At 61.6% G+C, this 22,805-nt stretch carries 22 protein-coding genes; 11 read left to right on the top strand and 11 right to left on the bottom strand.

Annotated elements, in window-relative coordinates; all coding sequences use genetic code 11:
* Positions 1-60: 60 nt before the first annotated feature.
* Both AC1D13_RS07780 and AC1D13_RS07775 read right to left on the bottom strand, forming a co-directional pair.
* Entirely contained in the window at positions 61-1,533 is a 1,473-nt protein-coding gene (locus tag AC1D13_RS07780) for a protein kinase domain-containing protein (protein ID WP_477689296.1), read from the bottom strand.
* Complete coding sequence (locus AC1D13_RS07775) at positions 1,530-2,282, bottom strand: metallophosphoesterase family protein (RefSeq protein ID WP_477689295.1); 753 nt, start codon at positions 2,280-2,282, stop codon at positions 1,530-1,532. Before AC1D13_RS07775 ends, AC1D13_RS07780 begins: the two co-directional genes overlap by 4 nt.
* A 262-nt stretch (positions 2,283-2,544) precedes the next feature.
* On the opposite strand from AC1D13_RS07775, the gene AC1D13_RS07770 reads away from it, so the two are divergent.
* The gene (locus AC1D13_RS07770; protein WP_477689294.1) at positions 2,545-3,030 is read left to right on the top strand and encodes a GNAT family N-acetyltransferase; all 486 of its coding nucleotides are present in this window, start codon (positions 2,545-2,547) and stop codon (positions 3,028-3,030) included.
* An 8-nt stretch (positions 3,031-3,038) separates the two neighbouring features.
* Here the strand turns inward: AC1D13_RS07770 and AC1D13_RS07765 are convergent, their stop codons facing one another.
* Positions 3,039-3,395, bottom strand: a complete 357-nt coding sequence (locus AC1D13_RS07765) for an HPF/RaiA family ribosome-associated protein (protein ID WP_457280173.1) — start codon at positions 3,393-3,395, stop codon at positions 3,039-3,041.
* Positions 3,396-3,593: 198 nt separating this feature from the next.
* Positions 3,594-4,499: a LysR family transcriptional regulator gene (locus AC1D13_RS07760; protein WP_457280172.1), complete on the bottom strand. Its 906-nt coding sequence runs from the start codon at positions 4,497-4,499 to the stop codon at positions 3,594-3,596.
* A gap of 145 nt (positions 4,500-4,644) precedes the next feature.
* On the opposite strand from AC1D13_RS07760, the gene AC1D13_RS07755 reads away from it, so the two are divergent.
* On the top strand, positions 4,645-5,670 hold the full coding sequence (locus tag AC1D13_RS07755) for a zinc-binding alcohol dehydrogenase family protein (protein WP_477689293.1): 1,026 nt from the start codon (positions 4,645-4,647) through the stop codon (positions 5,668-5,670).
* A gap of 33 nt (positions 5,671-5,703) precedes the next feature.
* Here the strand turns inward: AC1D13_RS07755 and AC1D13_RS07750 are convergent, their stop codons facing one another.
* The 3 genes from AC1D13_RS07750 to katG all read right to left on the bottom strand — a co-directional run bounded on the left by AC1D13_RS07750 (position 5,704) and on the right by katG (position 9,013).
* Positions 5,704-6,219: a GNAT family N-acetyltransferase gene (locus AC1D13_RS07750; protein WP_457280170.1), complete on the bottom strand. Its 516-nt coding sequence runs from the start codon at positions 6,217-6,219 to the stop codon at positions 5,704-5,706.
* A 90-nt stretch (positions 6,220-6,309) separates the two neighbouring features.
* Positions 6,310-6,699, bottom strand: coding sequence for a carboxymuconolactone decarboxylase family protein (locus AC1D13_RS07745; protein WP_477689292.1), 390 nt, complete (start codon positions 6,697-6,699; stop codon positions 6,310-6,312).
* A gap of 103 nt (positions 6,700-6,802) precedes the next feature.
* Positions 6,803-9,013 carry a catalase/peroxidase HPI gene (gene katG / locus AC1D13_RS07740; protein ID WP_477689291.1) on the bottom strand — a complete coding sequence of 737 codons (2,211 nt, stop codon included), beginning with the start codon at positions 9,011-9,013 and terminating at the stop codon, positions 6,803-6,805.
* A 327-nt stretch (positions 9,014-9,340) separates the two neighbouring features.
* Between katG and AC1D13_RS07735 the strand changes: the two genes are divergently transcribed.
* Positions 9,341-9,964 (top strand): peroxidase-related enzyme, encoded by a 624-nt coding sequence (locus AC1D13_RS07735; RefSeq protein WP_477665666.1) that lies wholly within the window; start codon positions 9,341-9,343, stop codon positions 9,962-9,964.
* A gap of 81 nt (positions 9,965-10,045) precedes the next feature.
* Entirely contained in the window at positions 10,046-10,948 is a 903-nt protein-coding gene (locus AC1D13_RS07730; RefSeq protein WP_457280166.1) for a metal-dependent hydrolase, read from the top strand.
* A gap of 105 nt (positions 10,949-11,053) precedes the next feature.
* Here AC1D13_RS07730 and AC1D13_RS07725 read toward each other — a convergent pair whose 3' ends face one another.
* From AC1D13_RS07725 to AC1D13_RS07710, 4 genes are read right to left on the bottom strand one after another with little or no spacing between them, the layout of a single operon-like run.
* Positions 11,054-11,476 carry an acyl-CoA thioesterase gene (locus AC1D13_RS07725; protein ID WP_477689290.1) on the bottom strand — a complete coding sequence of 141 codons (423 nt, stop codon included), beginning with the start codon at positions 11,474-11,476 and terminating at the stop codon, positions 11,054-11,056.
* A 14-nt stretch (positions 11,477-11,490) separates the two neighbouring features.
* On the bottom strand, positions 11,491-12,393 hold the full coding sequence (locus AC1D13_RS07720; RefSeq protein WP_457280164.1) for a DMT family transporter: 903 nt from the start codon (positions 12,391-12,393) through the stop codon (positions 11,491-11,493).
* Positions 12,394-12,396: 3 nt separating this feature from the next.
* Positions 12,397-13,047 carry a LysE family translocator gene (locus tag AC1D13_RS07715; RefSeq protein WP_477665665.1) on the bottom strand — a complete coding sequence of 217 codons (651 nt, stop codon included), beginning with the start codon at positions 13,045-13,047 and terminating at the stop codon, positions 12,397-12,399.
* A 38-nt stretch (positions 13,048-13,085) separates the two neighbouring features.
* The gene (locus AC1D13_RS07710) at positions 13,086-13,868 is read right to left on the bottom strand and encodes an SDR family oxidoreductase (protein WP_457280162.1); all 783 of its coding nucleotides are present in this window, start codon (positions 13,866-13,868) and stop codon (positions 13,086-13,088) included.
* Positions 13,869-13,993: 125 nt separating this feature from the next.
* Between AC1D13_RS07710 and AC1D13_RS07705 the strand changes: the two genes are divergently transcribed.
* The 7 genes from AC1D13_RS07705 to AC1D13_RS07675 all read left to right on the top strand — a co-directional run bounded on the left by AC1D13_RS07705 (position 13,994) and on the right by AC1D13_RS07675 (position 22,797).
* Positions 13,994-15,679 (top strand): electron transfer flavoprotein-ubiquinone oxidoreductase, encoded by a 1,686-nt coding sequence (locus AC1D13_RS07705; protein ID WP_477665664.1) that lies wholly within the window; start codon positions 13,994-13,996, stop codon positions 15,677-15,679.
* Positions 15,680-16,139: 460 nt separating this feature from the next.
* A complete protein-coding gene (gene galE / locus AC1D13_RS07700) occupies positions 16,140-17,252 on the top strand; it encodes a UDP-glucose 4-epimerase GalE (RefSeq protein WP_477665663.1) in 1,113 nt (370 codons plus the stop codon).
* A 144-nt stretch (positions 17,253-17,396) separates the two neighbouring features.
* The gene (locus AC1D13_RS07695) at positions 17,397-17,729 is read left to right on the top strand and encodes a hypothetical protein (RefSeq protein ID WP_457280159.1); all 333 of its coding nucleotides are present in this window, start codon (positions 17,397-17,399) and stop codon (positions 17,727-17,729) included.
* A 2-nt stretch (positions 17,730-17,731) separates the two neighbouring features.
* Positions 17,732-19,255, top strand: coding sequence for a lipopolysaccharide biosynthesis protein (locus tag AC1D13_RS07690; RefSeq protein ID WP_457280158.1), 1,524 nt, complete (start codon positions 17,732-17,734; stop codon positions 19,253-19,255).
* Between the two features lie 126 nt (positions 19,256-19,381).
* Entirely contained in the window at positions 19,382-20,749 is a 1,368-nt protein-coding gene (locus tag AC1D13_RS07685) for an O-antigen ligase family protein (RefSeq protein ID WP_457280157.1), read from the top strand.
* A complete protein-coding gene (locus AC1D13_RS07680; protein ID WP_477689289.1) occupies positions 20,746-21,714 on the top strand; it encodes a glycosyltransferase family 2 protein in 969 nt (322 codons plus the stop codon). The genes AC1D13_RS07685 and AC1D13_RS07680 overlap by 4 nt, the downstream gene beginning before the upstream one ends.
* Positions 21,715-21,717: 3 nt before the next feature.
* Positions 21,718-22,797 (top strand): glycosyltransferase family 2 protein, encoded by a 1,080-nt coding sequence (locus AC1D13_RS07675; protein WP_477689288.1) that lies wholly within the window; start codon positions 21,718-21,720, stop codon positions 22,795-22,797.
* Positions 22,798-22,805: the final 8 nt, after the last annotated feature.

Here is a 22,805-nt window from a genome sequence, read left to right as displayed (position 1 = left end):
TTTGCTACGTTTTATATAGCGCCTTGCGCTCGTCCACAAAGGGATGGGGGGGCTTTCCGCTTAAACCATTGGCGTGTTGATGCCGGCGAGCGTCGGTGGATCCGCCTCATTCCCCAGCTGGTCAAACGGCAATTCCTGCTTCACCAGAATCACCGTACAGGGCGCCGCCATGGCGACCTTGATCGGCACCGTCGCCAGCAGGCGCTGCATCTGCAGGCCATGCGTCGCAGCGCCCATCACGATCATGCTGACATGATTGCCCTGGGCATAGTGCAGCAGTGCCTGCGCAACATCGCCCGATTCGATGACGTGGAAAGACACCGTCTGGCTGCTCAGGTGCAAAGGCTGAGCCCACTGGCGAAGCATGCCCAGGTAGCGCCGATGCACGGTGGTCTCGCTGGTTTGCGCGTCGTGGCCCGGGGTTGCCGACGGATCAATCACCGTCACGCAGGCCAGCCGTGCGCGTGGTGTCGTGCCCAGCACCCGCATCACGGCGCGCCGCAATGAATACAGCGTGGCGTCGCTCACGTCCAGGCAAGGCACGGCCACCAGGATGATGGGCGCCGCATCAATTTGCCGGGAAGGCAGCGGGCTGGGTTGGTAATCTTTGCCCGCTGCGCGCAACCACCGCTTGAAATGCATCCAGAAGCCCGTGGGTTGCAGGCGCTGGCCCAGCCCCGTCACGGCGATCTGCGCTGGGTCAGAGAGATCCAGCGCCAGGTGTGCAGCCGACGCATAACGCCGGTCAGCTTCGTTCTGCAGGCAGTGCAGGATCACTTCCTGCAGCCATTCGGGCAGGTCGGGCCGCAGCGTGCGCGGCGGCACCGGGTCCATCCACAGGCGCTGCCGCAGGCCGCCGCGGGTCTGCGGGCTGCCAAAAGGCAGCGCCCGTGTGGCCAGTTCGTACAACATCACGCCGATGGCAAAGATGTCGCTGCGCGGATCGCCACGCACGCCCACCACCTGTTCGGGCGCCATCCAGGTGGGGGAACCAACGGCGGGGCGCAGCTCTTCGGCCAGCAGGTCCGGGTAATGCGCATGGCAGGATAAACCGAAGTCGAGCAGCACGGCATTGCCACCGGGGCGTATCAGCACGTTCGCCGGTTTCAGGTCCAGGTGGCAGGCATCCTGCAGATGCAGGCTGTGCACCGCCTGGGCCACTGCCACACCCAGCCGGGCAATTTCTTCCGCGGGCAGCGGCGCTGCGGCCTCGTCCAGCAGTTGTTGCAGGGTGCGGCCGGGGATGTATTCCATCACCAGGTAGGGCAGTTTTTCGAGGTCTCCCGCAGCCACCAGCCGCGGCACATGCGGCCCGGTCAGCACGGAAAGCAGCTGCAGCTCGACCTCAAAACCCACAATGTTTTCCGCGCCGTCGCCGGGCGTCATGCGCGGCACCTTCATCACCAACGGAAAAGGTACGGCGTGCGTTGCGTCGGCATACCCCACCTGGTAGATGTGCGCCATGCCGCCGGCATGCAGGCATTCGCCAACCACAAATCCATCTACCACGGTGCCGGGTGCCATCAACCTCACAGGCCCGCCTCCAGCCGCTGCGCAAAGTATGCGGGCAGGCCGGCAGCGCGCACATCGGCTGCGGCAGCCAGGTGGTCATAAGCCACGCGGTGGAAAGTCAGCTCGGCCAGCTCCGGGTCAAACAGTGCATACATGGCTTTGGTATTGCCGTCGCGCGGCTGGCCCACCGAACCCACGGTGGCGAGCCAGTAACGGTGCGCCGGCACCGGAATGAGCACGCCCGGGGTAGGCTGAAAGCGCATCAGCCCCTGCCCCGCACCGTGGAAATACAGCGTCTGCTGGTGTACGTGGCCGCAAAACACATAGCGCACGTCCGGATCGAGCGACGCAGCGTCAAGGCTGGCTTCGGCGCGGCGTTCATTGTCCACATAGTGCCAGCGCCCCGGCGAATCGGCACTGGCGTGTACCAGCAGCGCGGTGCCAATGGTGGCCGTCAGTGGCAGTCTCTCCAGGAAATCCAGCGCCTCCTTGTCCAGCCGTTCGTGCGTCCAGGCTGCGCCGCTCTGGTCGACCGAACGGGCCTGTACGGGCGGCGTCACCGTGTGCTGGTCATGGTTGCCCCTGAGCACGACGGCGCCCTCCTCAGCCAGGTCGCGAATCCGTTGCACCACCTCGGCCGGCTGCGCGCCATAGCCCACCAGGTCTCCCAGTATGGCCAGTCGGCCGGCGCCCTGCTCTGCAGCGTGGGCAAGGCAGGCCTCCAGCGCACGCAGGTTGGCATGCACATCGGACAGCAGGGCTATTTTCATAAGGTGAGGCGCAGTTTTATTTCACAGCAGCCAATCCCAGGCAGCTGATGTCCTGTCATTCGGGAGCAGGACATTACAGTTTGCCGTAAAAGGAAGAGGCCGTGGCTGTTTTTATCCGCGTCAGCGCAACTGCCATGCGCCAATGACCAAGATGGCGGCCATTGGCATGCTACTGAATTAATAGCTGCTTGCGCCCGCCCTGACTGGGCTGCAGGCCAAAATCACCTTTATCATCGCCTGCTTTATCGCTGTTGATCCCATCATGCATATCCGCCCTTACCAGGATTCAGACCTCGCCGCAGTCGCCCAGCTGTTCACCGATGCGGTTCATGGCCTGGCGGGAAGCCACTACAACGCCGCGCAGCGCGAGGCCTGGGCGCCCCGCCCACCCGATCTGGGCCCATGGAAAGCACGGCTCAGGCCATTACAAATTTTGCTGGCGCAAGACGCGGAAGGCGGCGGTCTGCTGGGCTTTATTGCCTACGAAAAAAATGGCCATATTGACCTCCTGTTTACGTCGCCCGCTGCCGCGCGCCGCGGTGTGGCTTCGAAGCTTTATGGCCATGCCGAAACTGCGCTGCGCGGTCTCGGCATCGTAGAGCTTTTTACCGAGGCCAGCCTGGTGAGCCGGCCATTTTTCGAGCGCCAGGGATTCGCGGTGAGGGAAGAGCAATGCGTTGAACGGCGCAGGGCCATGCTCCGCCGCTTTGCGATGGCCAAGACCGTCCCCCTGGGCGACCAGGGTTAGTCAACGGTTCAGATGGCGTCCGGCTCGTGCCGGATGGTCTCACGCGTGCGGTGGTGGTCGCGCAATTTTCCCAGCGTGTGGTCAAGCACCCGTTTGAGCTTGTCGCTTGCGCCGCGAAAGGCTTCGTCCTGGCTGGGCGCGTGGTGGTTGACGGCCAGTGGCTCATGATGCGCCAGCCGCGCCTCCATCACGCAGCGTTTCTGGTCGGGGCTGATCTTGTCGCTGTTTTCATCGCTCATATGAACCTCAATGCGCGTGATGTCACCCTTGAAGCGGCTCAGTGAGGTGTTGAGTTCGGTGCTGGCCCAGCGCTCGAACGATTCGCCGGTGTGCATGGTGTGATTGGAATTGACTTGGACTTGCATGGGTATTGTTTTCCTTTCAGGACGGTTGCAGCGAAGAGGCCTGCCGGCCGGGCTGTCTCGCAGCTACCAGGGAGGCAACTGGAAAATTCATTGTGCGCCCCGCACGACCGCGAGCGTGTAGTCCTGATCCCCACCCTGAAGTAAGGGTGGTTTTCCACACCGCACACGGACCTACGGTTTCCTCATGTGGCGAGTGCTTCACCGGGCTTCGGAAAGCGCCAGGCAGCGTGCGCCGATAAATTCCCTGAGCAGGCGCAGGCCGGGCGTCAGTTGCCGCCGCCCCGGTAACACCATGTACAGCGGCACAGCCTCGGTTTGCCATTCTGTGCACAGAGCGACCAGCCGCCCCGCAGCCAGGTCGCCCGCCACATCCAGCCGCGACTTGTAAGTGATGCCGCGGCCGGCCAGGGCCCATCGGCGAACCGCGTCGCCATCGTTGGCAACATTGCCGCCAGTGGCACGCACCGTGAGCTCTTCGCCATTTCTCCAGAACTTCCAACGGTCATACACGTCTTCACCCAGCATGAAGCACAGGCAAATATGCTTTGTCAGTGCCTGCGGCGTGTCAGGCGTGCCGTGCGACGCGAGGTAGGCAGGTGACGCACACAGCACGCGCCGATTCGTCAAATCCACCGGCAACGCCAGCATGCTGGAATCGGGCGGCTCGCCTTGCCGAAAAGCCGCATCCACCAGGTCGCTGTAGACATTGGTCACGCGATCCGACAGGTGCAGCCGGTATTGAATGCCGGGATGCAACAGCTGAAACGCTTCCAGCCAGGGCAGCAGCACATTGCGGCCAAAGTCTGATGGCGCGGCCAGCTGCAGCACACCGCGCACCTGCTGCCGGCCGCTGGCAAGTTCCAGCTGCGCATCGCGCAGGGCGGCCAGCGCGGGCCGGCAGTGTGCGAGGAAAACCTCACCTTCGCGCGTCAACCGCAGGCTGCGGGTGGAGCGTACAAAAAGCGGCGCCTGCAATTCTGCCTCCAGCCGTTTGAGTGCCGCGCTGGCGGCCGCCGGCGTCAGGTCCAGGCTGCGGGCCGTGGCCGACAGGCTGCCGGTGTCGACAGTGCGAATAAAGATTTCCAGGTCTTGCAGGGCTTTCATTTACAAATTTTATTTGTAAATAGCTTCAATTGAAAGCTTGCTTATCTTCATTTTCAAATCCAATACAGTTCAAGAATCAGTTTTGAGCACGACTGACCACAACGCCACACGACACCACGCAACATCACACGCAAAGGAAATCACCATGAAAGCCATCGGCTACACACAAGCCCACGCACTCAACCAGACCGGCCAAACCGGGTTGACCGACATCACCCTGCCCGACCCGACGCCCACCGGCCACGACCTGCTGGTCGAGGTGAAAGCCGTTTCAGTGAACCCGGTGGACACCAAAGTACGCGCCAGCGCGGCGCGCAGCGCTGGCTCGGATTACAAGGTGTTGGGCTATGACGCCAGCGGCATCGTGCGCGCCGTCGGCCCCGAGGTCACACTGTTCAAGGCCGGTGACAAGGTCTGGTATGCGGGGTCCATCGCCCGGCCCGGGACCAACAGCGAACTCCACCTGGTCGATGAACGCATCGTCGGCCGCATGCCGCAAACGCTGGGGTTTTCCGAAGCGGCCGCCCTGCCGCTGACCAGCATCACCGCCTGGGAAATGCTGTTCGACCGTCTCGGCATCGTGCCGGGCAAAACACCCAACAACAAAACACTGCTCATCATCGGCGCCTCGGGCGGCGTCGGCTCGATCATGACGCAGCTGGCCACGCGCCTGACCTCGCTCACCGTGATAGGCACCGCGTCACGGCCCGAAACCCAAGCCTGGGTGAAGGAACTCGGCGCCCATCATGTCATCGACCACAGCCGGCCGATTGCCGAAGAGCTCAAGCGTATCGGCATCCCCGCGGTGGACTACATCGTGGGCCTCACGCAAACCGACAGCCACCTGGCACAAATCGCCGAAGCCATCGCACCACAAGGCAAGTTCGGCCTGATTGACGACCCGGTGAAGTTCGACATCACGCTGTTCAAACGCAAGAGCGCATCCATCCACTGGGAACTGATGTTCACACGCCCCCTCTTCGGCACACCCGACATGGTGGCGCAGCACCGCCTGCTCAATGAGGTCGCCCAACTTGTCGATTCCGGCTTGATCCGCACGACGCTGACGGAAACGTTTGGTTCGATCAATGCCGCCAATTTGCGGCGGGCGCATGAGTTGGTGGAGTCTGGGAAGGCGCGGGGGAAGGTTGTGCTTGAAGGATGGGTTTGAGTTTTCTTGTTGAGGCCGGGGCTTGTCCCGGCCTCAACGCCGCAAAGTCTTGAACATCACAAACGCATCCACCAACCCCAACCTCACATGCCGAAAAGCCCCCGGCAAGGTCCCCACAATCTCAAACCCCAATCTTTGCCATAACCGAACAGCACGCTCATTCGTCGACACCACCAGGTTGAACTGCATCGCCAGAAAACCCATTGCCAGCGCTTCCTGCTGGGAGTGCTCGCACATCGCCGACGCCAGGCCTTTGCCCTGCGCTTCGGGCGCGACCACATAGCCGCAGTTGCAGACATGCGCACCCAGCCCCGGCTGGTTGGGTTTGATGAAGTAGGTGCCTAGCACTCGGCCGTCGTCGCTGTTCCCCTCACGCACTACATACGTCGCCCGGGGCGCGTCCATCCACACCGCGTGTATTTCAGCTTCTGTGCTGTGGGGCGAAAAGGCATAGGTGTCGCCTGCTTCAAAGGTGGCGCGCAGCAGCGGCCAAACGGCGGGCCAGTCGGCCTCGGTGCAGCGGCGGATCAAGGGCTTGGGTTCATTCATGGCGGATAAGGATAAAAGTTATTTGCTATCTTTTTAGTAGCCATACATCCATGTATTGGAAGGGCTACAACCTCAAATCGCTTACAGACCTCAAGCCTTTGGAGGCGCATCAACAACCTCGGCCGCCGTGCGAAATGCCTCGACCGCGGCGGGCAGGCCGCAATAAATGCTCGCGTGCAGCAGCACTTCCTGAAGCTGCTCCGGCGTCACGCCGTTGTTGAGTGCGGCACGCACATGACCCTTGAGTTCATGCTGTTTGCCGAGGGCCGTCAGCATGGCCACCGTGACCAGGCTACGCGTCTTGAGATCCAGCCCCGGCCGCTGCCATACATCGCCCCAGGCGTTGCGGGTAATGAAATGCTGGATCGGCAGGGAAAAATCGGTGGCCTTGTCGAAAGCATTGGCCACAAAATCCTCGCCCATCACCTGCTTGCGGGTGGCGAGGCCTTTGTCGAAATCCTTGTCTGCGGGCTGCGTCATGAAGGCTCCTAAAAGACGAAGCGTAATGGAAAGCAAAAAAGCCCGCTCCGGTCTTCACCAGGGCGGGCTTGGCCTCAATCAGCGCCTATGATGGTCTGCTCAATCAGGCAAGGTCGTAGCGGTCCAGGTTCATCACCTTGTTCCAGGCCGCCACAAAGTCACGCACGAAGACCTGCTGCGAATCGCTGCACGCATAGACCTCCGCAATGGCCCGCAGCTGCGAGTTCGAACCGAAGACGAGGTCGATCACCGTGCCCGTCCACTTGAGTTCGCCCGTCGTGCGGTCGCGGCCCTCCAGCACACCTTCAGCGTCGGCAGATTTCTGCCACTTCGTGCGCATCTCGAGCAGGTTCACAAAGAAGTCGTTGCTCAAGGTTCCGGGCCGCTTGGTGAAAACGCCATGCTGTGCCTGCCCGACATTGGCATTCAGGGCGCGCATGCCGCCGACCAGAACCGTCATCTCGGGAGCGCTCAGCGTCATCAGGTTCGCGCGATCCACCAGCTGCTCGGCTGCCCGCTGCGCCTGCCCCTTGCGGGTGTAGTTTCGGAAACCGTCTGCGGCCGGTTCCAGCACGGCAAACGACGCCACATCGGTTTGCGCTTGCGAAGCGTCCGTACGTCCCGGTGAAAAAGGCACCTTCACGTCGTGGCCAGCCTTCCTGGCAGCTGCCTCGACGGCCGCGCAGCCACCGAGAACGATCAGGTCAGCCAGCGAAATCTTCTTGCGGCCAGACTGCGCGCCATTGAACTCGCCCTGGATGGCCTCCAGCACTTTCAGGACTTTCGCCAGCTCGGCCGGTTGATTGACTTCCCAATCCTTTTGCGGTGCCAGGCGTATGCGCGCACCGTTTGCGCCGCCGCGCTTGTCGCTACCACGGAAGGTGGAAGCAGACGCCCAGGCCGTTGTGACGAGCTGGGAGATGGAGAGCCCGGACGCGAGGACCTTGGCCTTGAGGCCCTCAGTATCCTGCTCATTGACCAGCGGATGATCGACGGCGGGAACCGGGTCCTGCCAGATCAGTGCCTCCTTCGGCACCAGCGGGCCGAGGTAGCGCGCAGCCGGGCCCATGTCACGGTGCGTCAGCTTGTACCAGGCCCGGGCGAAGGCGTCGGCAAACTCCTGCGGGTTCGCCATGAAGCGCCGCGAGATTTTTTCGTAAGCCGGATCCATGCGCATGGCCATGTCGGCGGTCGTCATCATCGGGGCATGGCGCAGCGCGGAGTCATGGGCATCCGGCACGGTGGTCGACGCGGCAGGGTCTTTGGGCTTCCACTGGTGAGCACCGGCGGGGCTCTTGGTCAATTCCCACTCGTAGCCGAACAGGTTTTCGAAGTAGCCGTTGTCCCACTTGGTGGGGTTCTTGGTCCAGGCACCCTCAATGCCGCTGGTGACGGTGTGCACGCCGTGCCCGCCGCCGAACTTGTTGATCCAGCCAAACCCCTGGTCTTCAATGGTGCCGCCCTCAGGCTCGGGCCCCACGTACTGGCCCGGATCGGCTGCGCCGTGGGCCTTGCCGAAGGTGTGCCCGCCGGCGGTGAGCGCAACAGTTTCTTCGTCGTTCATCGCCATGCGGGCGAAGGTCTCGCGGATGTCCCGCGCCGAACCCAGCGGGTCCGGTTTGCCGTTCGGGCCCTCGGGGTTCACATAGATCAGCCCCATCTGCACAGCACCGAGCGGGTTTTCGAGTTCGCGGTCGCCGGTGTAGCGCTTGTCGCCCATCCACTCGGCTTCAGGGCCCCAGTAAATCTCTTCCGGCTCCCAGACGTCCGGGCGCCCGCCGGCAAAGCCGAAGGTCTTGAATCCCATGGAGTCCATGGCCACGGTGCCGGCCAGAACCATCAGGTCGGCCCAGGAGATTTTTCGGCCGTATTTCTGCTTGATCGGCCACAACAGGCGGCGTGCCTTGTCGAGGTTTCCGTTGTCCGGCCAGCTGTTGAGCGGTGCGAATCGCTGTGTGCCGGAGCCGGCGCCGCCGCGCCCGTCGGCGATCCGGTAGGTGCCTGCGCTGTGCCACGCCATGCGAACGAAGAATGGGCCATAGTGGCCGTAGTCCGCAGGCCACCAGTCCTGCGAATCCGTCATGAGCTCATGGAGGTCTTTCACCACGGCATGCAGGTCCAGGGTCTTGAATTCCTCGGCATAGTTGAACGCCTCGCCCATGGGATCGGACAGCGACGAGTTCTGGTGAAGGATCTTGAGGTTCAGCTGGTTGGGCCACCAATCAGCGTTCGTTGCGGCACCAGCCAGAGCATGTTTGCGGGCGCCACCCGAGAATGGGCAGCCGCCTTCGCTTTGCGTGTTGTGATCAGCCATGATGAGTTACCTTTGATGATTAAGTGGTGCCGAATGACGGCATGGAATTGCACTGCGGGACAGCCGGGACGCTTTGGTCAAGGCCGTGTGGGTGGGGCTGCTAATGGGGTCTCCTTTGACGGGCTTGCCAGGTGATGGCCTGTGAAGCACAGTCTAGGTTTCACTGCAAAATAATCAAAGGCAATTAAAGATATTTACCTAATAGTTTTTATCAATTGCATCTGTTTTGGCTTCAATTCCCCAGCGCGACCTGACGGGTAATCTTGCAGTTACGCTTGGGTCCGAGTCACTTATCGAGTCACTTATAAAGCCTTTGAAGGAACCCTCATGACCAGCCCCAAAACCGCCGGCACAGCACCCCGGTACCCTGCTCCCGAACTGAAGGACCTGCCGGAAGACATCAAAGCCAAAGTCCTGGAGGTGCAGGAAAAGGCCGGCTTCGTGCCCAACGTATTCCTGGCCCTCGCGCGCCGCCCTGCCGAATGGCGTGCTTTCTTCGCTTATCACGATGCGCTGATGCTCAAGGAAGAGGGCTCCAACCCCAACGGCAGCCTGACCAAGGGCGAGCGCGAGATGATCGTCACCACGACGAGCGCCGCCAACAAATGCCTGTATTGCGTGGTGGCGCACGGCGCCATCCTGCGCATTTATGAAAAGAAACCCCTGGTGGCCGACCAGGTGGCGGTGAACCACCGCAAGGCTGACATCACACCACGCCAGCGCGCCATGCTCGACTTCGCGATGAAGGTATGCCTGCAGGCGGACCAGATTGAAGACAGCGACTTTGAAGCGCTGTACGGCCACGGCTTTGACGATGAAGACGCCTGGGATATCGCGGCCATCACGGCTTTTTTTGGCCTCTCCAACCGCATGGCGAGCTTCAGCAACATGCAGCCCAACCCCGAGTTTTACCTGATGGGCCGTGTGCCCAAGCCGTCCAAGGCCGCCTGAAACCGCTCAGGCGCGAATCACGCCCAGGACCCTGCGCACCCGCTATGCTCATGAATCAGCCTTCTCACAAGACTTAAAACCATGGCACCAGACGCCACATCCACCGCCTCGACATCTTCTACCCCATCAGCCGGCGCTTACGGCCTGACCGTGCGCAAGCTGGAGATCGACCTGAGCGATGGCTTTGACCGCCACTGGTTTGGCGGCGATGCCTTCCTGAGCCAGTACCACAACGCCTTGTCGATGAGTTTTCCGGTCGGAGAGCAGTCGTTCATCGAGGCCGTGCGCGACTGCGCCAAATTGCTGCCTCGCACGCCAGAGCACGCGCTGCTGCATGAAGCCACTGCGCAGTTCATCGGCCAGGAGGCTACCCACCGCCACATCCATGGTCTGTACAACGCACAGTTGGAGAGGCAGGGCCTGGTGAACCGCTGGCAACACTGGGCCACGGCCCGCATTGATTTTGCCAAAAAACGCGGTGTGGCGCCCCACCACTTCCTTGCGGTCACGGCAGCCTACGAACACCTCACGGCCGTGCTGGCCGACTACATGCTTCGCCACGGCGACGCGCTGGATCAGGCAGACCCGAAGATGCAGACCCTCTGGCGCTGGCACGCAGCCGAAGAGACCGAGCATCGCGCGGTAGCCTATGACCTGTACCAAGCGCTTGGCGGAAACCACGCATGGCGCGTGCGCTGGTATGTCTACGCGCTACTGCTGTTTTCGTGGGACTCGGGCCGTCAAACGGTGCTGAACCTCTGGCATGACGGCACGCTGTTCAAACCAGGCACATGGTGGAGTGCGATGAAATTTTTCTGGGGAAAAAATGGCGTTGTGTGGCGCTGCACGGCCCCGTTGCTGGCCTACTTCAGGCGGGACTTCCACCCCGACCAGGAAACTGTTGCCGAACCCGGCCAGCAAACCCGCGCCATTGCCCAGCGCTGGTTGAAAGAACACGCGGACAGCTTTCGCACAGTTCGCTGAAGCTTTTCTGCGATACCGCAGCACCCATACGCCACCAGTATTGCTACTTTATTGATAGCTGCTTGCGCACGGCCTGATTAGGCCTGCGGGCTTTTTCTTTCAGGATTACGCTTCAACCAGCTTGCGCATCCACTCGGGCAGGGCTTTGGCCTTTTGCGCCGGGAAGTCCACCCAGATGGTGGTGGCGCCGCCCGCGGCGCAGATCACGCCCGGCGTATCAGCGCGCTCCATCGTGGCCCAGCTTTCAAACGTGGTGCGCCCCGGGTCGCTTACGTACATCTTCATCAGAACGTCGCCCGGATATTCCAGCTGCTTGTAGAAATTGCAAAAAGCGTTAACGATCACCGGCCCTTCGCCTTTCGGGTCGGGCTTGCAGCCAATGCCATACATCCAGTCGATGCGGATAGTTTCGAGATAACGGAAGTAAGTGCCGTTGTTGAGGTGGCCCATCGCGTCCATGTCACCCCAGCGGATGGGGATATGCATCTCGTGGACCAGCTTTTTCTTTTCGGGAATTTCAATTTTCATGATGCCAATTGCCTCTATCGATGGGCCCTGATGGAGGCCAGAATTCCCAGCGTGAACAACACGCACGCAGACAGTTGTACCAGTGTGGGCCAGTGGCCATCCCAGGCAAACGAATACAGCAGCGCAAAAATGGTTTCGCTCACGATGAGCTGCCCGCACAGGCTGGCACTGAGCCGCTGGCTGGCCATGTTCCACAAAATCGTCGCCAGCCAGGTGGAGCCCAGACCGGCCAGCACGCAGAGCAACACGAACACACCGCGGTCTTCGCGGCCGGCCAGCACGCTTGCGTCCGAACCCGCAAGCAGCCACATCAGCAATGCCCCGAGGCCAGTCGCCACACCCAGCCAGTTGGCCCAGTCGGTGGCATTGACTTCAGGATGCCGCTTGAGCCAGGCAGAATTCAGGATCGCAAACGCCGTCCAGCACACCAGTGAGGCCGACACAAACAGCATGCCACGCCAGAAATTCGTGGCGGTTCCCTGACCGGCCTCGTGGGTGGAACCCATCATGAGCGCCAGCCCCGCCAGGGTGAGCGCCAGGCCGGGCAGCAGGGAAGCCCAACGCAGGCCTTGCGGCTTGCCCAGCAACATGACCCAAATGGGAATGGTGCCGATTACCAGCGAAGGCACTTCGGTGCCGGCGTCGCGTATGGCCAGCACCAACAGCAGGTAGTAGCCGCTGAACCCGAGAATGCTCATGACCAGAGCGGCCCACGCCTGCCGCACCGTGGGCAGGCGGCGAGTGCGCCATCCCGCCAGCATCACCAGCACAGCCACCACGCCGTATACCGCAAAGCGCCCGGCCGTCAGGTCAATGGACGAATAGCCACCCGCACCCATGTCGAGCATGCGCGGCGCCACAAACACCAGGCCCCACAGCGCGCCCGCCGCGAGCCCGGCCAGAATGCCCGTCAGCATCCGTCAGACAGTGTGCGCAGTGGCTACCAGGCGCAAACCTAGCAGCCCCATCGCACCGGCGGCGGTGCGGTCTACCGCAGCCTTGCTGCGCAGGTAGGCTGCGCGCGGTACAGCGGAAGACAAAACCACCGCCACCACGGCATACCAGCCGGTTTCCATCACGAGCACGCCCACAAGCACCAGCAGGGCTGCGGGCAAGGGAAACTGTGCGGGCAACAGTGCCGCGAACACGCTGCTGTAAACCACCACGATCTTCGGGTTGCTCAGCTGCGTCACCAGCCCCTGGCGAAACGATTGCAGCACCGTGCGGCGCGAAGCGCCCGTGTCACCGCCGCCCATTTCCAGCGGCTGGCGCGCGCCGCGCCAGATATTAAAGGCGATCCACATCAGGTACAGGCCGCCCACGACCTTGAGCGCCATGTAGACACCAGGCAAGGCGGCCAGCAGGGCCTGCAGCCCGGCCAGCGCCAACGCGGCAAACACCAGCGCCCCCAGGCCCATACCCACCGCGGCAGCCAGGCCGTCAGCGCGTGAACGCGAAACCGCGATGCGCGCAACCTGCACAAAACTGGGGCCCGGGCTGACCACGCCCGCCAGCAAGGCCAGGAAGATCAGGCCTATCGGGCCGAGGTAGGGCACTACGGAATCCATCATGTTCTTCTCCGAAAATTAATCTTTGTTATGCCGATCGATCAAACGCCAAACCCGTCGTCGGCTGCAATCACTGCACCATTGACGAAATGGCTCTCGCCACTGGCCAGCATCACCAGCAGTGCATCCAGGTCTTGCGGTTTGCCGATGCGCTTGCGCGGCAACATCTGCACCAGCCTCTTGCCCTGCTCGGTTTCCCAATGGTGGTGGTTGATCTCGGTGTCAATATAGCCGGGGCAGATGGCGTTGACGTTGATGCCGAACTTGCCCCACTCCAGCGCCATGGCTTTGGTCATCTGCACCACGGCGGCCTTGCTCATGCAGTACACGCCGATCTGCGGCAGTACGCGCAAGCCGGCCATGGAGGCGATGTTGATGATGCGGCCGCCGGCATAGTTGCCGGGCCCGGCACCGCGCGAACGGGCCAGCATGCGCTTGCCGACTTCCTGCGCCACGAAGAAGGCGCCCTTCACATTGGTGTTGAAGATGAAGTCGTAGTCTTCCTCGCCGACGTCCTGGATGCGCTGTGTGGTGCTCACGCCGGAGTTGTTGACCAGAATGTCGATGGGCCCGACTTCCGTTTCAGCATGGGCCACACCGGCCTTGATGCTGGCGTGGTCGGTCACGTCGAGCTCAACCACATGCGCATCGCCACCCGCAGCCTCAATCTGCGCGCGCAGGTCCTTGAGCTTGTCGAGCCTGCGGCTGGCCAGCACCACGGCCGCGCCGGCACGGCTCAGTGTTTTGGCGAACTGCGCACCCAGCCCGCCGGATGCACCGGTCACGAGAGCGACACGCCCCGACAGATCAATGCTGTAAGCCATTAGAGGCTCCTCTCTCAATTTAAACCGTACAAAAGAGAACGACCGTTCGCATCGCCGCATTCGCGACATAAAATCCAACGCGAGACCGACAATCCTTCCTGAAAATCATTATCAGCGAGTCCCCGATGAATACCCAAGAAATTCTGGCCCAGTTCGGCCCGCGCGAAGCAATGGAATATGACGTGGTCGTGGTGGGCGGCGGACCCGGCGGGCTTGCTACCGCCATTCGCCTGAAACAACTGGCCGCAGAAAAAGGCACGGACATCTCCGTGGTGGTTCTCGAAAAGGGTTCCGAACCCGGTGCCCACATTCTTTCGGGCGCGGTGATGGACCCCAAGGCATTGACCGAACTGATTCCGGACTGGAAAGCGCAAGGCGCGCCATTGAACCAGCCTGTCACCGCCGACGAGGTTCTTTTTCTCAGCGAGAAAAGCGCGATCAGGACGCCCGCCTTTTTTGTGCCCGACTGCTTTCACAACGAAGGCAACTACGTCATCAGCCTGGGCAATGTGGTGCGCTGGCTGGCGCAGCAGGCCGAAGGCCTGGGCGTTGAAATCTTCCCGGGCTTCGCGGCGGCCGAAGTGCTCTACAACGACGACGGCTCCGTCAAGGGCGTGGCCACCGGCAACCTCGGAATCGGCAAGGATGGCCAGCCGACCGACAACTTCCAGCTCGGCATGGAACTGCACGGCAAGTACACCGTATTTGCGGAAGGCGCGCGCGGCCACCTGGGCCGCCAGCTGATCAACCGCTTCAAACTCGACGAAGGCCGCGACCCGCAAGGCTACGCACTGGGTGTGAAAGAGCTCTGGGAAATCGACCCGGCCAAACACAAGCCGGGCCTCGTGATTCACACCGCCGGCTGGCCCATGGACAGCCAGACCTACGGCGGCGGCTTCATGTACCACCTGGAAGACAACAAGGTCACGCTGGGCATGGTCACCGGCCTGGACTACACCAACCCTTACCTCAGCCCGTTTGAAGAGATGCAGCGCTGGAAGACCCATCCCAGCATCAAGCAGTATCTCGAAGGCGCTAAGCGCATCAGCTACGGCGCGCGTGCCATCACCGCAGGCGGCGCATTGAGCCTGCCCAAAACCGTGTTCCCCGGTGGCGCGCTGATCGGCTGCGAAGCCGGCTACCTCAATGCCGCCCGCATCAAGGGCAGCCACGCGGCCATCAAGAGCGGTATGCTGGCCGCTGAGGCCGCCTATGGAGCGGTCACCGCCGGCCGCCAGCACGATGAACTGGCCGCTTACCCTGAAGCCTATGCCAAGAGCTGGCTCGCGCAGGAGCTCAACCAGTCGCGCAATTTCAAGTCCTGGTTCAAGAAGGGCCTCTACGTCGGCGCCTTCATGACCGGCATCGAGCACTGGCTGCTGCCCAAGCTGGGCTTCAAGTCGCCGCCCTGGACCATCCACAACAGCATTCCGGACTACGCCAAGCTCAAGCCGGCGGCCGAGTGCACGCCCATCGTGTATCCCAAGCCCGACAACAAGATCACCTTCGACCGCCTTAGTTCGGTTTTCGTCTCCAACACCAACCACGAAGAGCACCAGCCCGCGCACCTGACGCTCAAGGACGCGAGCGTGCCGGTGAGCATCAACCTGGCCAAGTACGCCGGCCCCGAAAGCCGCTACTGCCCGGCCGGTGTCTACGAGTTCGTAAAGAACCCCGACAATACCGACCGCCTGCAGATCAACGCGCAGAACTGCGTGCACTGCAAAACCTGTGACATCAAAGACCCAACACAAAACATCGTGTGGGTCACGCCCGAAGGCGGTGGCGGACCCAACTACAGCGGCATGTAAGCAAAGCATCTCCATCAACAAAAGCCCGGCCTCCCCCGGGCTTTTTTCATGCGATTTGCTACGCCGGGTTAATTCCCGGGAATTCAGCGCACTGTGCGAGCAGTCGCAGCAGCCCCTGATCTTTGTGACTTTTTGTCGTTTGCCGTTGGGATGCCAACTGCTCACGAACAGTTCAGCTGCCCGCCAGCTGGCGATTTGCAACCGTCATTCACAAGTGCTTACCGAACGATTCGAAACGCTTTGAGGCCAGCGTGACAGCTTCCCACGCACATATGCGGCTTACGCTGACATCCTTTCTCCACGCGTCAAAGACACTCGTACCTAGCCCCTGAAAGGGAATGGTCTGGTGATGTCTGGATGCTGCCTGTCCATGCAATCCCTCACGCGAACATGTTTCAGCAGTGTTACGCCGGCGCCGTGACCCGTATCAAATCAACCCGCTGCCATGCAGCCTTTTGCAATGACCCTGAACAAACCCAGTGTGCTATTAACCGGTGGGGCCGGATACATCGGAAGCCATACTTTTGTGGCGCTGGTGAATGCCGGCTACCAGCCTGTCATCCTCGACGACTTTTCCAACAGCCATCCTGCCGTGCTGCACCGGCTGCAGCAGCTGACGGGTCAGCCCGTACCCTGCGAACGCGGCAACGTACTGGACACCGATTTTGTGGCCGGAGTCCTGCAACGCTACCACTGCGTTGCGGCCGTCCACTTTGCCGGGTTCAAGGCCGTAGGGGAAAGCGTGCAACGCCCTCTCATGTACTACCAGAACAATGTTGGCGGCCTCCTGAGTTTGTTGCGGGCGATGGAAACGACGGACTGCCGGGCCGTAGTCTTCTCTTCAAGCGCCACGGTCTATGGGGACCCCGCCACCGTGCCCATCAACGAGCAGTTTCCATGCATGCCGGAGAGCCCGTATGCCCACACCAAACTGATGTGTGAAAACATCCTGGCATCGCTGCGTATTTCAGATGCGGCGTGGCGGGTCGGGGTGCTGCGCTACTTCAACCCGGTGGGCGCGCACCCCAGTGGACTGATCGGCGAAGACCCCAACGGAATCCCCAACAACCTGATGCCCTACGTCACCCAGGTGGCCGTGGGCAAACGGGCCACGCTCAATGTGTTCGGCAATGACTACCCCACACCCGACGGCACCGGGGTGCGCGACTACCTGCACGTCACCGACCTTGCAGCAGGCCATGTCGCCGCAGTCGATGCTTTGCTGGCAAGCGGCAAGAGCTTTACGGTCAATCTGGGCACCGGCGAGGGCACCAGTGTTCTCGGTGTGGTCCAGGCGTTTGAGCGGGCAAGCGGACGGCCGATTCCTTATGAATTTGCACCTCGACGAGCCGGGGATGTCGCACAGTACTTTGCAGATGTTTCCCTGGCCGGCAGCCTGCTGGGCTGGCGTGCCACATGCACGATCGATGACATGTGCCGCGACTCCTGGCACTGGCAGCAGCGCAATCCCGAAGGCTACAGGAACACCTCTGAAACCGATATGGACATATCTGCATCTGAGCCCATGCGCAATAGCCCGAACGGACTCATCCAGCCGGCAGTCAGCATGTGAGCAATTCAAGTCTTGCCCCAAGAATGCGCCACGCTTTTTTGAACTCAATAAATAGCATAAAGCGCGCCATGAGCCATTCGGACTATTGTCAATTGCTGCACTGCACAACAAACTCTTTTCCTGCTTTGACAGAAGGAAAACCCTATGTTTCGAACCCTGTTTACCGCCATTTTGGCCACCTGGATTGCTTCAGCAACGGCGTCTACCAACCCGCCTGCAGCGCCCGCAGCGGTGACGCCAACGGGAGCTACCGCCAAAGCGACACGTATGAAACTGCAGCCCGGCACTGAGCCGGTCAAGGTCAACACAGTCCACAGTGTGGACGCGGTGCGCAGTGGCCAATCCGGCCTGGGTGTCACGGCGGCGGGCGAGGCAGATACGGACGAATCCGGATGGCACCCTTACGGCACGCTGCTGGCCACATTGGCGTTGATGGGCGTGATTGCCGTTCGCCGCCATAAAGCAGAGAGGTCTTGAGGATGAGTGGCCTCGGCCGTCCGGGTGTTGCAGCGGTCAAATGGAGCGCCGTTTCCACAGCGGCACGCTTTGGGCTGCAGCTGGTGGCCCAGGTGATTCTGGCCCGCACCCTGGGGCCGGAGATTTTTGGCGTTTTTGCCATCGGCATGGTGGTACTGACATTCGCCACATTTGTCTCCGGTTTTGGCTTCAGCTGGAGCCTGTTGCAACGCACCACACTGAGTGACGAAGATGTCCGGTTTGCCTGGACATGGCAACTGATCGTGGGTATTGCCACCATGCTTGCCCTGTATTTTCTGGCGCCGCTGCTGTCGGCTTATTTTCGGGAGCCGCGCTCGCAATTCGTCATTGAATGGTTATCGGTGGCGTGCCTGCTGGGTGCTGCGGCAGCACCGGCTACCTACCTGCTGCAGCGTGACTTGAATTTCCGGGCAGTGGGACTGATTCAGGTCGGCAGCTATGCCGCTGGGTATGTGGCTGTTGGGGTGCCGATGGCACTGCTTGGCCAGGGTGAGGCTTCGCTGGTAGCGGCCTGGCTGGTTCAGGCGGCTGTCGTGTTTGTTGCAAGTTATGCCCTCAAGCCGCATGCGCTTCGCCCGCTGTTCTGGTATGCCGATGCAAAGTCCGCTGTCGGCACGGGGCACACGGTCTTTTTGACCAATATCGTCAACTGGGTGCTCAACAACCTTGATCGGGTATTGATAGGCCGGTTGCTCAACGCGCAATCGCTGGGTCTCTATAACGTGGCTTACAACCTGGCCACGATGCCCAACACCTTGCTGCTGGGCGCACTTCAGCCCGCGTTCCTGGCGGCGGGCGCACGCCTGCAAAACGACCGGCCACGACTGGGCCGCGCTTATCTGCAGATGCTGGCCACCATTGTGGTGTTGGGACTCCCCGCCTTTGCGACGCTTGCCTTTCTGTCGCCCGACATCGTGCGTGTGCTTTATGGGCCCGCATGGAGTGGGGCAGCCTGGGTGCTGGGAATTTTGTTCCTCTGCATGCCGGCGTACGTCATCTGGGGACTGTCGACACCCGTGCTGTGGAACACCGGACGCAAGTACTACGAATTTGCGCTGCAGCTCCCGCTGATCGTTTTGGGCATCCTCGGTTTTTACCTGTTTGCAGGCCAGGGAATCCACATGGCTGCAGTCGTGGCGGGTCTGTTGCTGGTACTGCGCGCAGCCGTTACGGCTACGGCTGCATTCCGTGCACTGGAGCTTGGCTGGATGTCCCTGCTACCGGATGCCCTGCGCGGGTTTCTTCTTTGTGCCGCTTGCGTTTTAGGTGTGATGGCAGGTCAGCACGCGGTTGCACGGTTTGATATTCCCCTGCTCTCGCTGCTTGCCGGAAGCCTGTCCGCAGTAGTCCTGCCGGCATTGCTGCTTGCCCTGAGGCCGCAAATGCTGGGGCGGGAAACATCCGAAATGGTCATCCGGTTTGTCCCCGGACTGGCGAAGTTTTTGCGCCGCGGTGTTTCGGCACCACGTACCGATCTTTCCAATTCCCTTGAGCAGCCACTCTAAGGAGCTATCCTGGATCAACCCATCGTTATTTCGGTTCTGGTTGCCGGTGCCATTTTGGCGGCGCTTTTGGCGACGCTGGGCATGGCGGGTGCAGTTCATGTCACGTCACGCCGTGCGCACGGGTACATGCATGTCATTTTCTACGCCATCCTGGCAATGGTGGCCCTGAACAATTTCCTCTCGGGGCGCGACCTCTCCAGCAGTGCATTTAAATTGGACGAAGTTGCGGTGGTGGTGCGCCACCCGTTGGTGGCTTTGGCGCAGCCGCTGGTTTCCCTCTTGCTGCTCACGCTGGCGGGGGAACGCATCATCACGCACTGGCTTCAACGCGACAAGACGGTGCAGGCCCCCCCGGTGATGTTGATCACCTTTGTTCTTTTCTGGGCAGGCACGGTGGCCTCACCGGCTCTTCTGGGCCTGCATCCGCATGTGTCACACGATTACGTGTACCCGCTGCTCATCGGCATCGCGGCAGTGCTTGCCACCAGCATGGAAAGAGACCTCGCATTCAAGGCGGCTCGCAACGCCCTGCTGCTCTTTATGGCAGCGGGCTTGCTGCTGATCCCTTTCAAGCCAACGCTGGTGCTGGACCTCTCCTATACACAGGGCTTGCTGCCTGGTGTACCGCGGCTGGCAGGGCTGGCTGCACATGCCGTGTCACTCGGCATGCTGGCTCAGCTGGGCTTGCTGTGTCTTCTCGCGCGTCCTCTGCAGAGCGTCTGGCTGAATCGCCTGGCGTGGGGAATGGGGCTCCTTGTCCTTTTTCTCGCTCAATCCAAAACAGCCTGGATTTCTTTTACCCTGTGCTCCGCCTGCATTCTTGCTGTACGCCAGGGGCCCGCGTTTCTGCGCCGCGCCACTGACCCGGTGCGGCCGGAATTCGGCATCGTCTCGTTGGTGGGGTTCATGGTTGCGGTGGCCGGCGTCACGTTGGTGCTGATGTTTGGCGATATCGATGCGCGTCTGTCCAGCTTCTTTGACAGCGCCCAGGGCGCGCAACTCGCGTCCATGACCGGCCGTGATCAGATCTGGGCAATTGCCTACGACGAATGGCAGCGCAACCCTGCGTTCGGCTACGGACCCACCCTGTGGGATGTCAGTTTCCGTGAAAGCATCGGTATGCCCAATGCGACCCACGCGCACAACCAGTTTATGGACACGTTATCGCGCTCCGGCACGGTGGGTGCCGCTGCATTGGTGTTGTACGCACTGGTGCTGCTGGTCCTGTCCATCCGCTATGCACGTGCCAGCGGCGGCCTTTCACTGGCGTTGTTCGTGGCGCTGGCACTGCGCGCCATCAGTGAAGTGCCGCTGCTGCTCTTCGGTTACGGCCCCGAGCTCACTACCCACGTGCTTTTGCTGATGACACTGGCCGCTGCAGCGCGCGAAGCCCATGCCCGCAGAGCGCAGCCGGCAAGCTTGCCGGAAGGCGCCATGCCCCGCTTCGCCGGGAACTTCCATCCGTCCCCGGCTACCTCTCGAGCCCGACCATGAAATTTTCGATTGTCATTCCGCTTTACAACAAGGCACCGTACATCAACGACACCATCGCGTCGGTGCTGGCACAAACCTTCTCGGATTTTGAGGTCATTGTGGTGGACGACGGTTCCACCGACGGCGGTGCGGAACTGGTAACGTTCATACCTGACCCGCGGTTGCGCCTGGTGCGCCAGGCCAATGCCGGTGTTTCCGCCGCCCGGAACCTGGGAATTTCTCTGGCAAAAGGCGAATGGGTTTCCTTTCTCGACGCCGATGACTGGCACCATCCCCAGTACCTGGAAACCCTTCTGTGGACGCAGGCGCGTTACCCGCAGGTCGACACGATGGCCACCGACTTCCTGCCGGTTCCCGATACCCACACCATGTGGCCGCCGAACTGGCCAGTGCTGGCAGATCAACCGGAAGTGGAACTCATCACCGATCTGCCGCGGCGCTGGATGAGCGCGCCGTCGCTGTGCACCAGCGCGGTGTCCGTGCGAAGCACGCGCTTGCGGCAAATGCAGCCATGCTTTCCTTCGGGAGAGTCGCACGGCGAAGACCTGGATCTATGGTTCCGTCTGGCTGAGAAGACCCCCGTTGCGCTAGTCCGGTCGCCCTTGATGGCGTATCGGCTGGCGGTGGAAGGCGGCCTGACAACATATCACCCCGACCTGGCCATGCCACCGTTTCTGGAACGCATGCGGGAACGTGCACTTTCAGGGACCATGACCATCATGCAACGCCGGTCTGCACTGTGGCTTGTGGCGCAACACGAGTTGACGCTGGCACGGCAGGCACTGGCATCCGGAAGCCGCCGTGAGGGCTTCGACTGGCTGGTGCGCGCCCACCGCGCGGCTACCGGAAGACGGTGGTGGCTGACGGCGGCCATGCTTTTCATGCCGGGCCAGGTGGTAAAAAACTGGCAGCTTTGGCGCACGCGCCGGACGGTTCACACCGGCAGTCCGGCCGAAGCAGGATAAAAAATGAACCCCAAATCACCCCGCAAAATCATCCCTCTCTGGCATTCCTGCCGGGTCTCCGTGGTCATCAAGGCACTGAATGAGGAAAAACGCATCCGGGCGACCATCGAGAGTGCGCTGCGCGCTGTTTCCGCCGTGGGCGGAGAGGTCATTCTTGCGGACTCCTGCTCGACCGACAGCACAGTGGAACTGGCATGTACTTACCCCATCCGTATCGTCCAGCTGGCCAATCCCAACGAGCGCTGCTGCGGCGTGGGCCCGCAACTGGGCTACCAGCATTCGCATGGCGACTTTATTTATATCCTCGATGGCGACATGCAGATGCAGGAAGGCTTTCTTGAGAAAGCACTCGATTTTCTGGATGCCCATGAGAACGTCGCAGGCGTCGGCGGACGCGTGGTGGAGCAAAACACCGAGAGCCTGGAATACCTGTCGCGTGGAGAACGCGCCTCGCCGCACCTTCTGCCTGGCAAGGTCGACCGGCTCGACGGCGGAGGCCTTTACCGTCGCACAGCCATTGAGGCCGCGGGCTATCTTTCCGACCGTAACCTGCACAGCTATGAAGAATTTGACCTGGCCATCAGGCTGCGCGCTCTCGGCTGGCACCTGTGGCGCCTGCCGGTGGATGCCGCCAATCACTTTGGCCACGATGCACCACCCTATCGCTTGTTGATGCGGCGCTGGAGCACCCGCTATATCTGCGGGCTGGGCGAACTGGTCCGCGCTGCCGCCGGCCAGCCCCGACTGCATCTGGCGCTGCAGGGCCTGCGGGAACTGCGCCTGTACCTGGCCGTCCTGGGCTGGTGGGCGATCATGGCCAGCCTGGTATTCTGGCCGGTGTCGGCTCCTCTGCGCATGGCATTCTTTTGCATCATCGTCACGGCGCCGGTGTTGCTGATGACCTGGCGAAAACGGTCTGTCACCAAGGCGCTGTATTCGGTGATCTCATGGTGCTTCAATGCCGCAGGCCTCATACGCGGCCTGCTTCGCCGGCAACGCCCGGCTGGCGAGGCCATCGCGAGCCGGGTACTCAAGGACTTCTCAATGGCGCCTCGCCAGGTAATTCAGGGGAGCGCGCATTGAGCGGCCCA

The organism is Polaromonas sp. P1_E12 (genome assembly GCF_056405975.1).
This window is presented reverse-complemented; position numbering and strand designations above follow the sequence as displayed.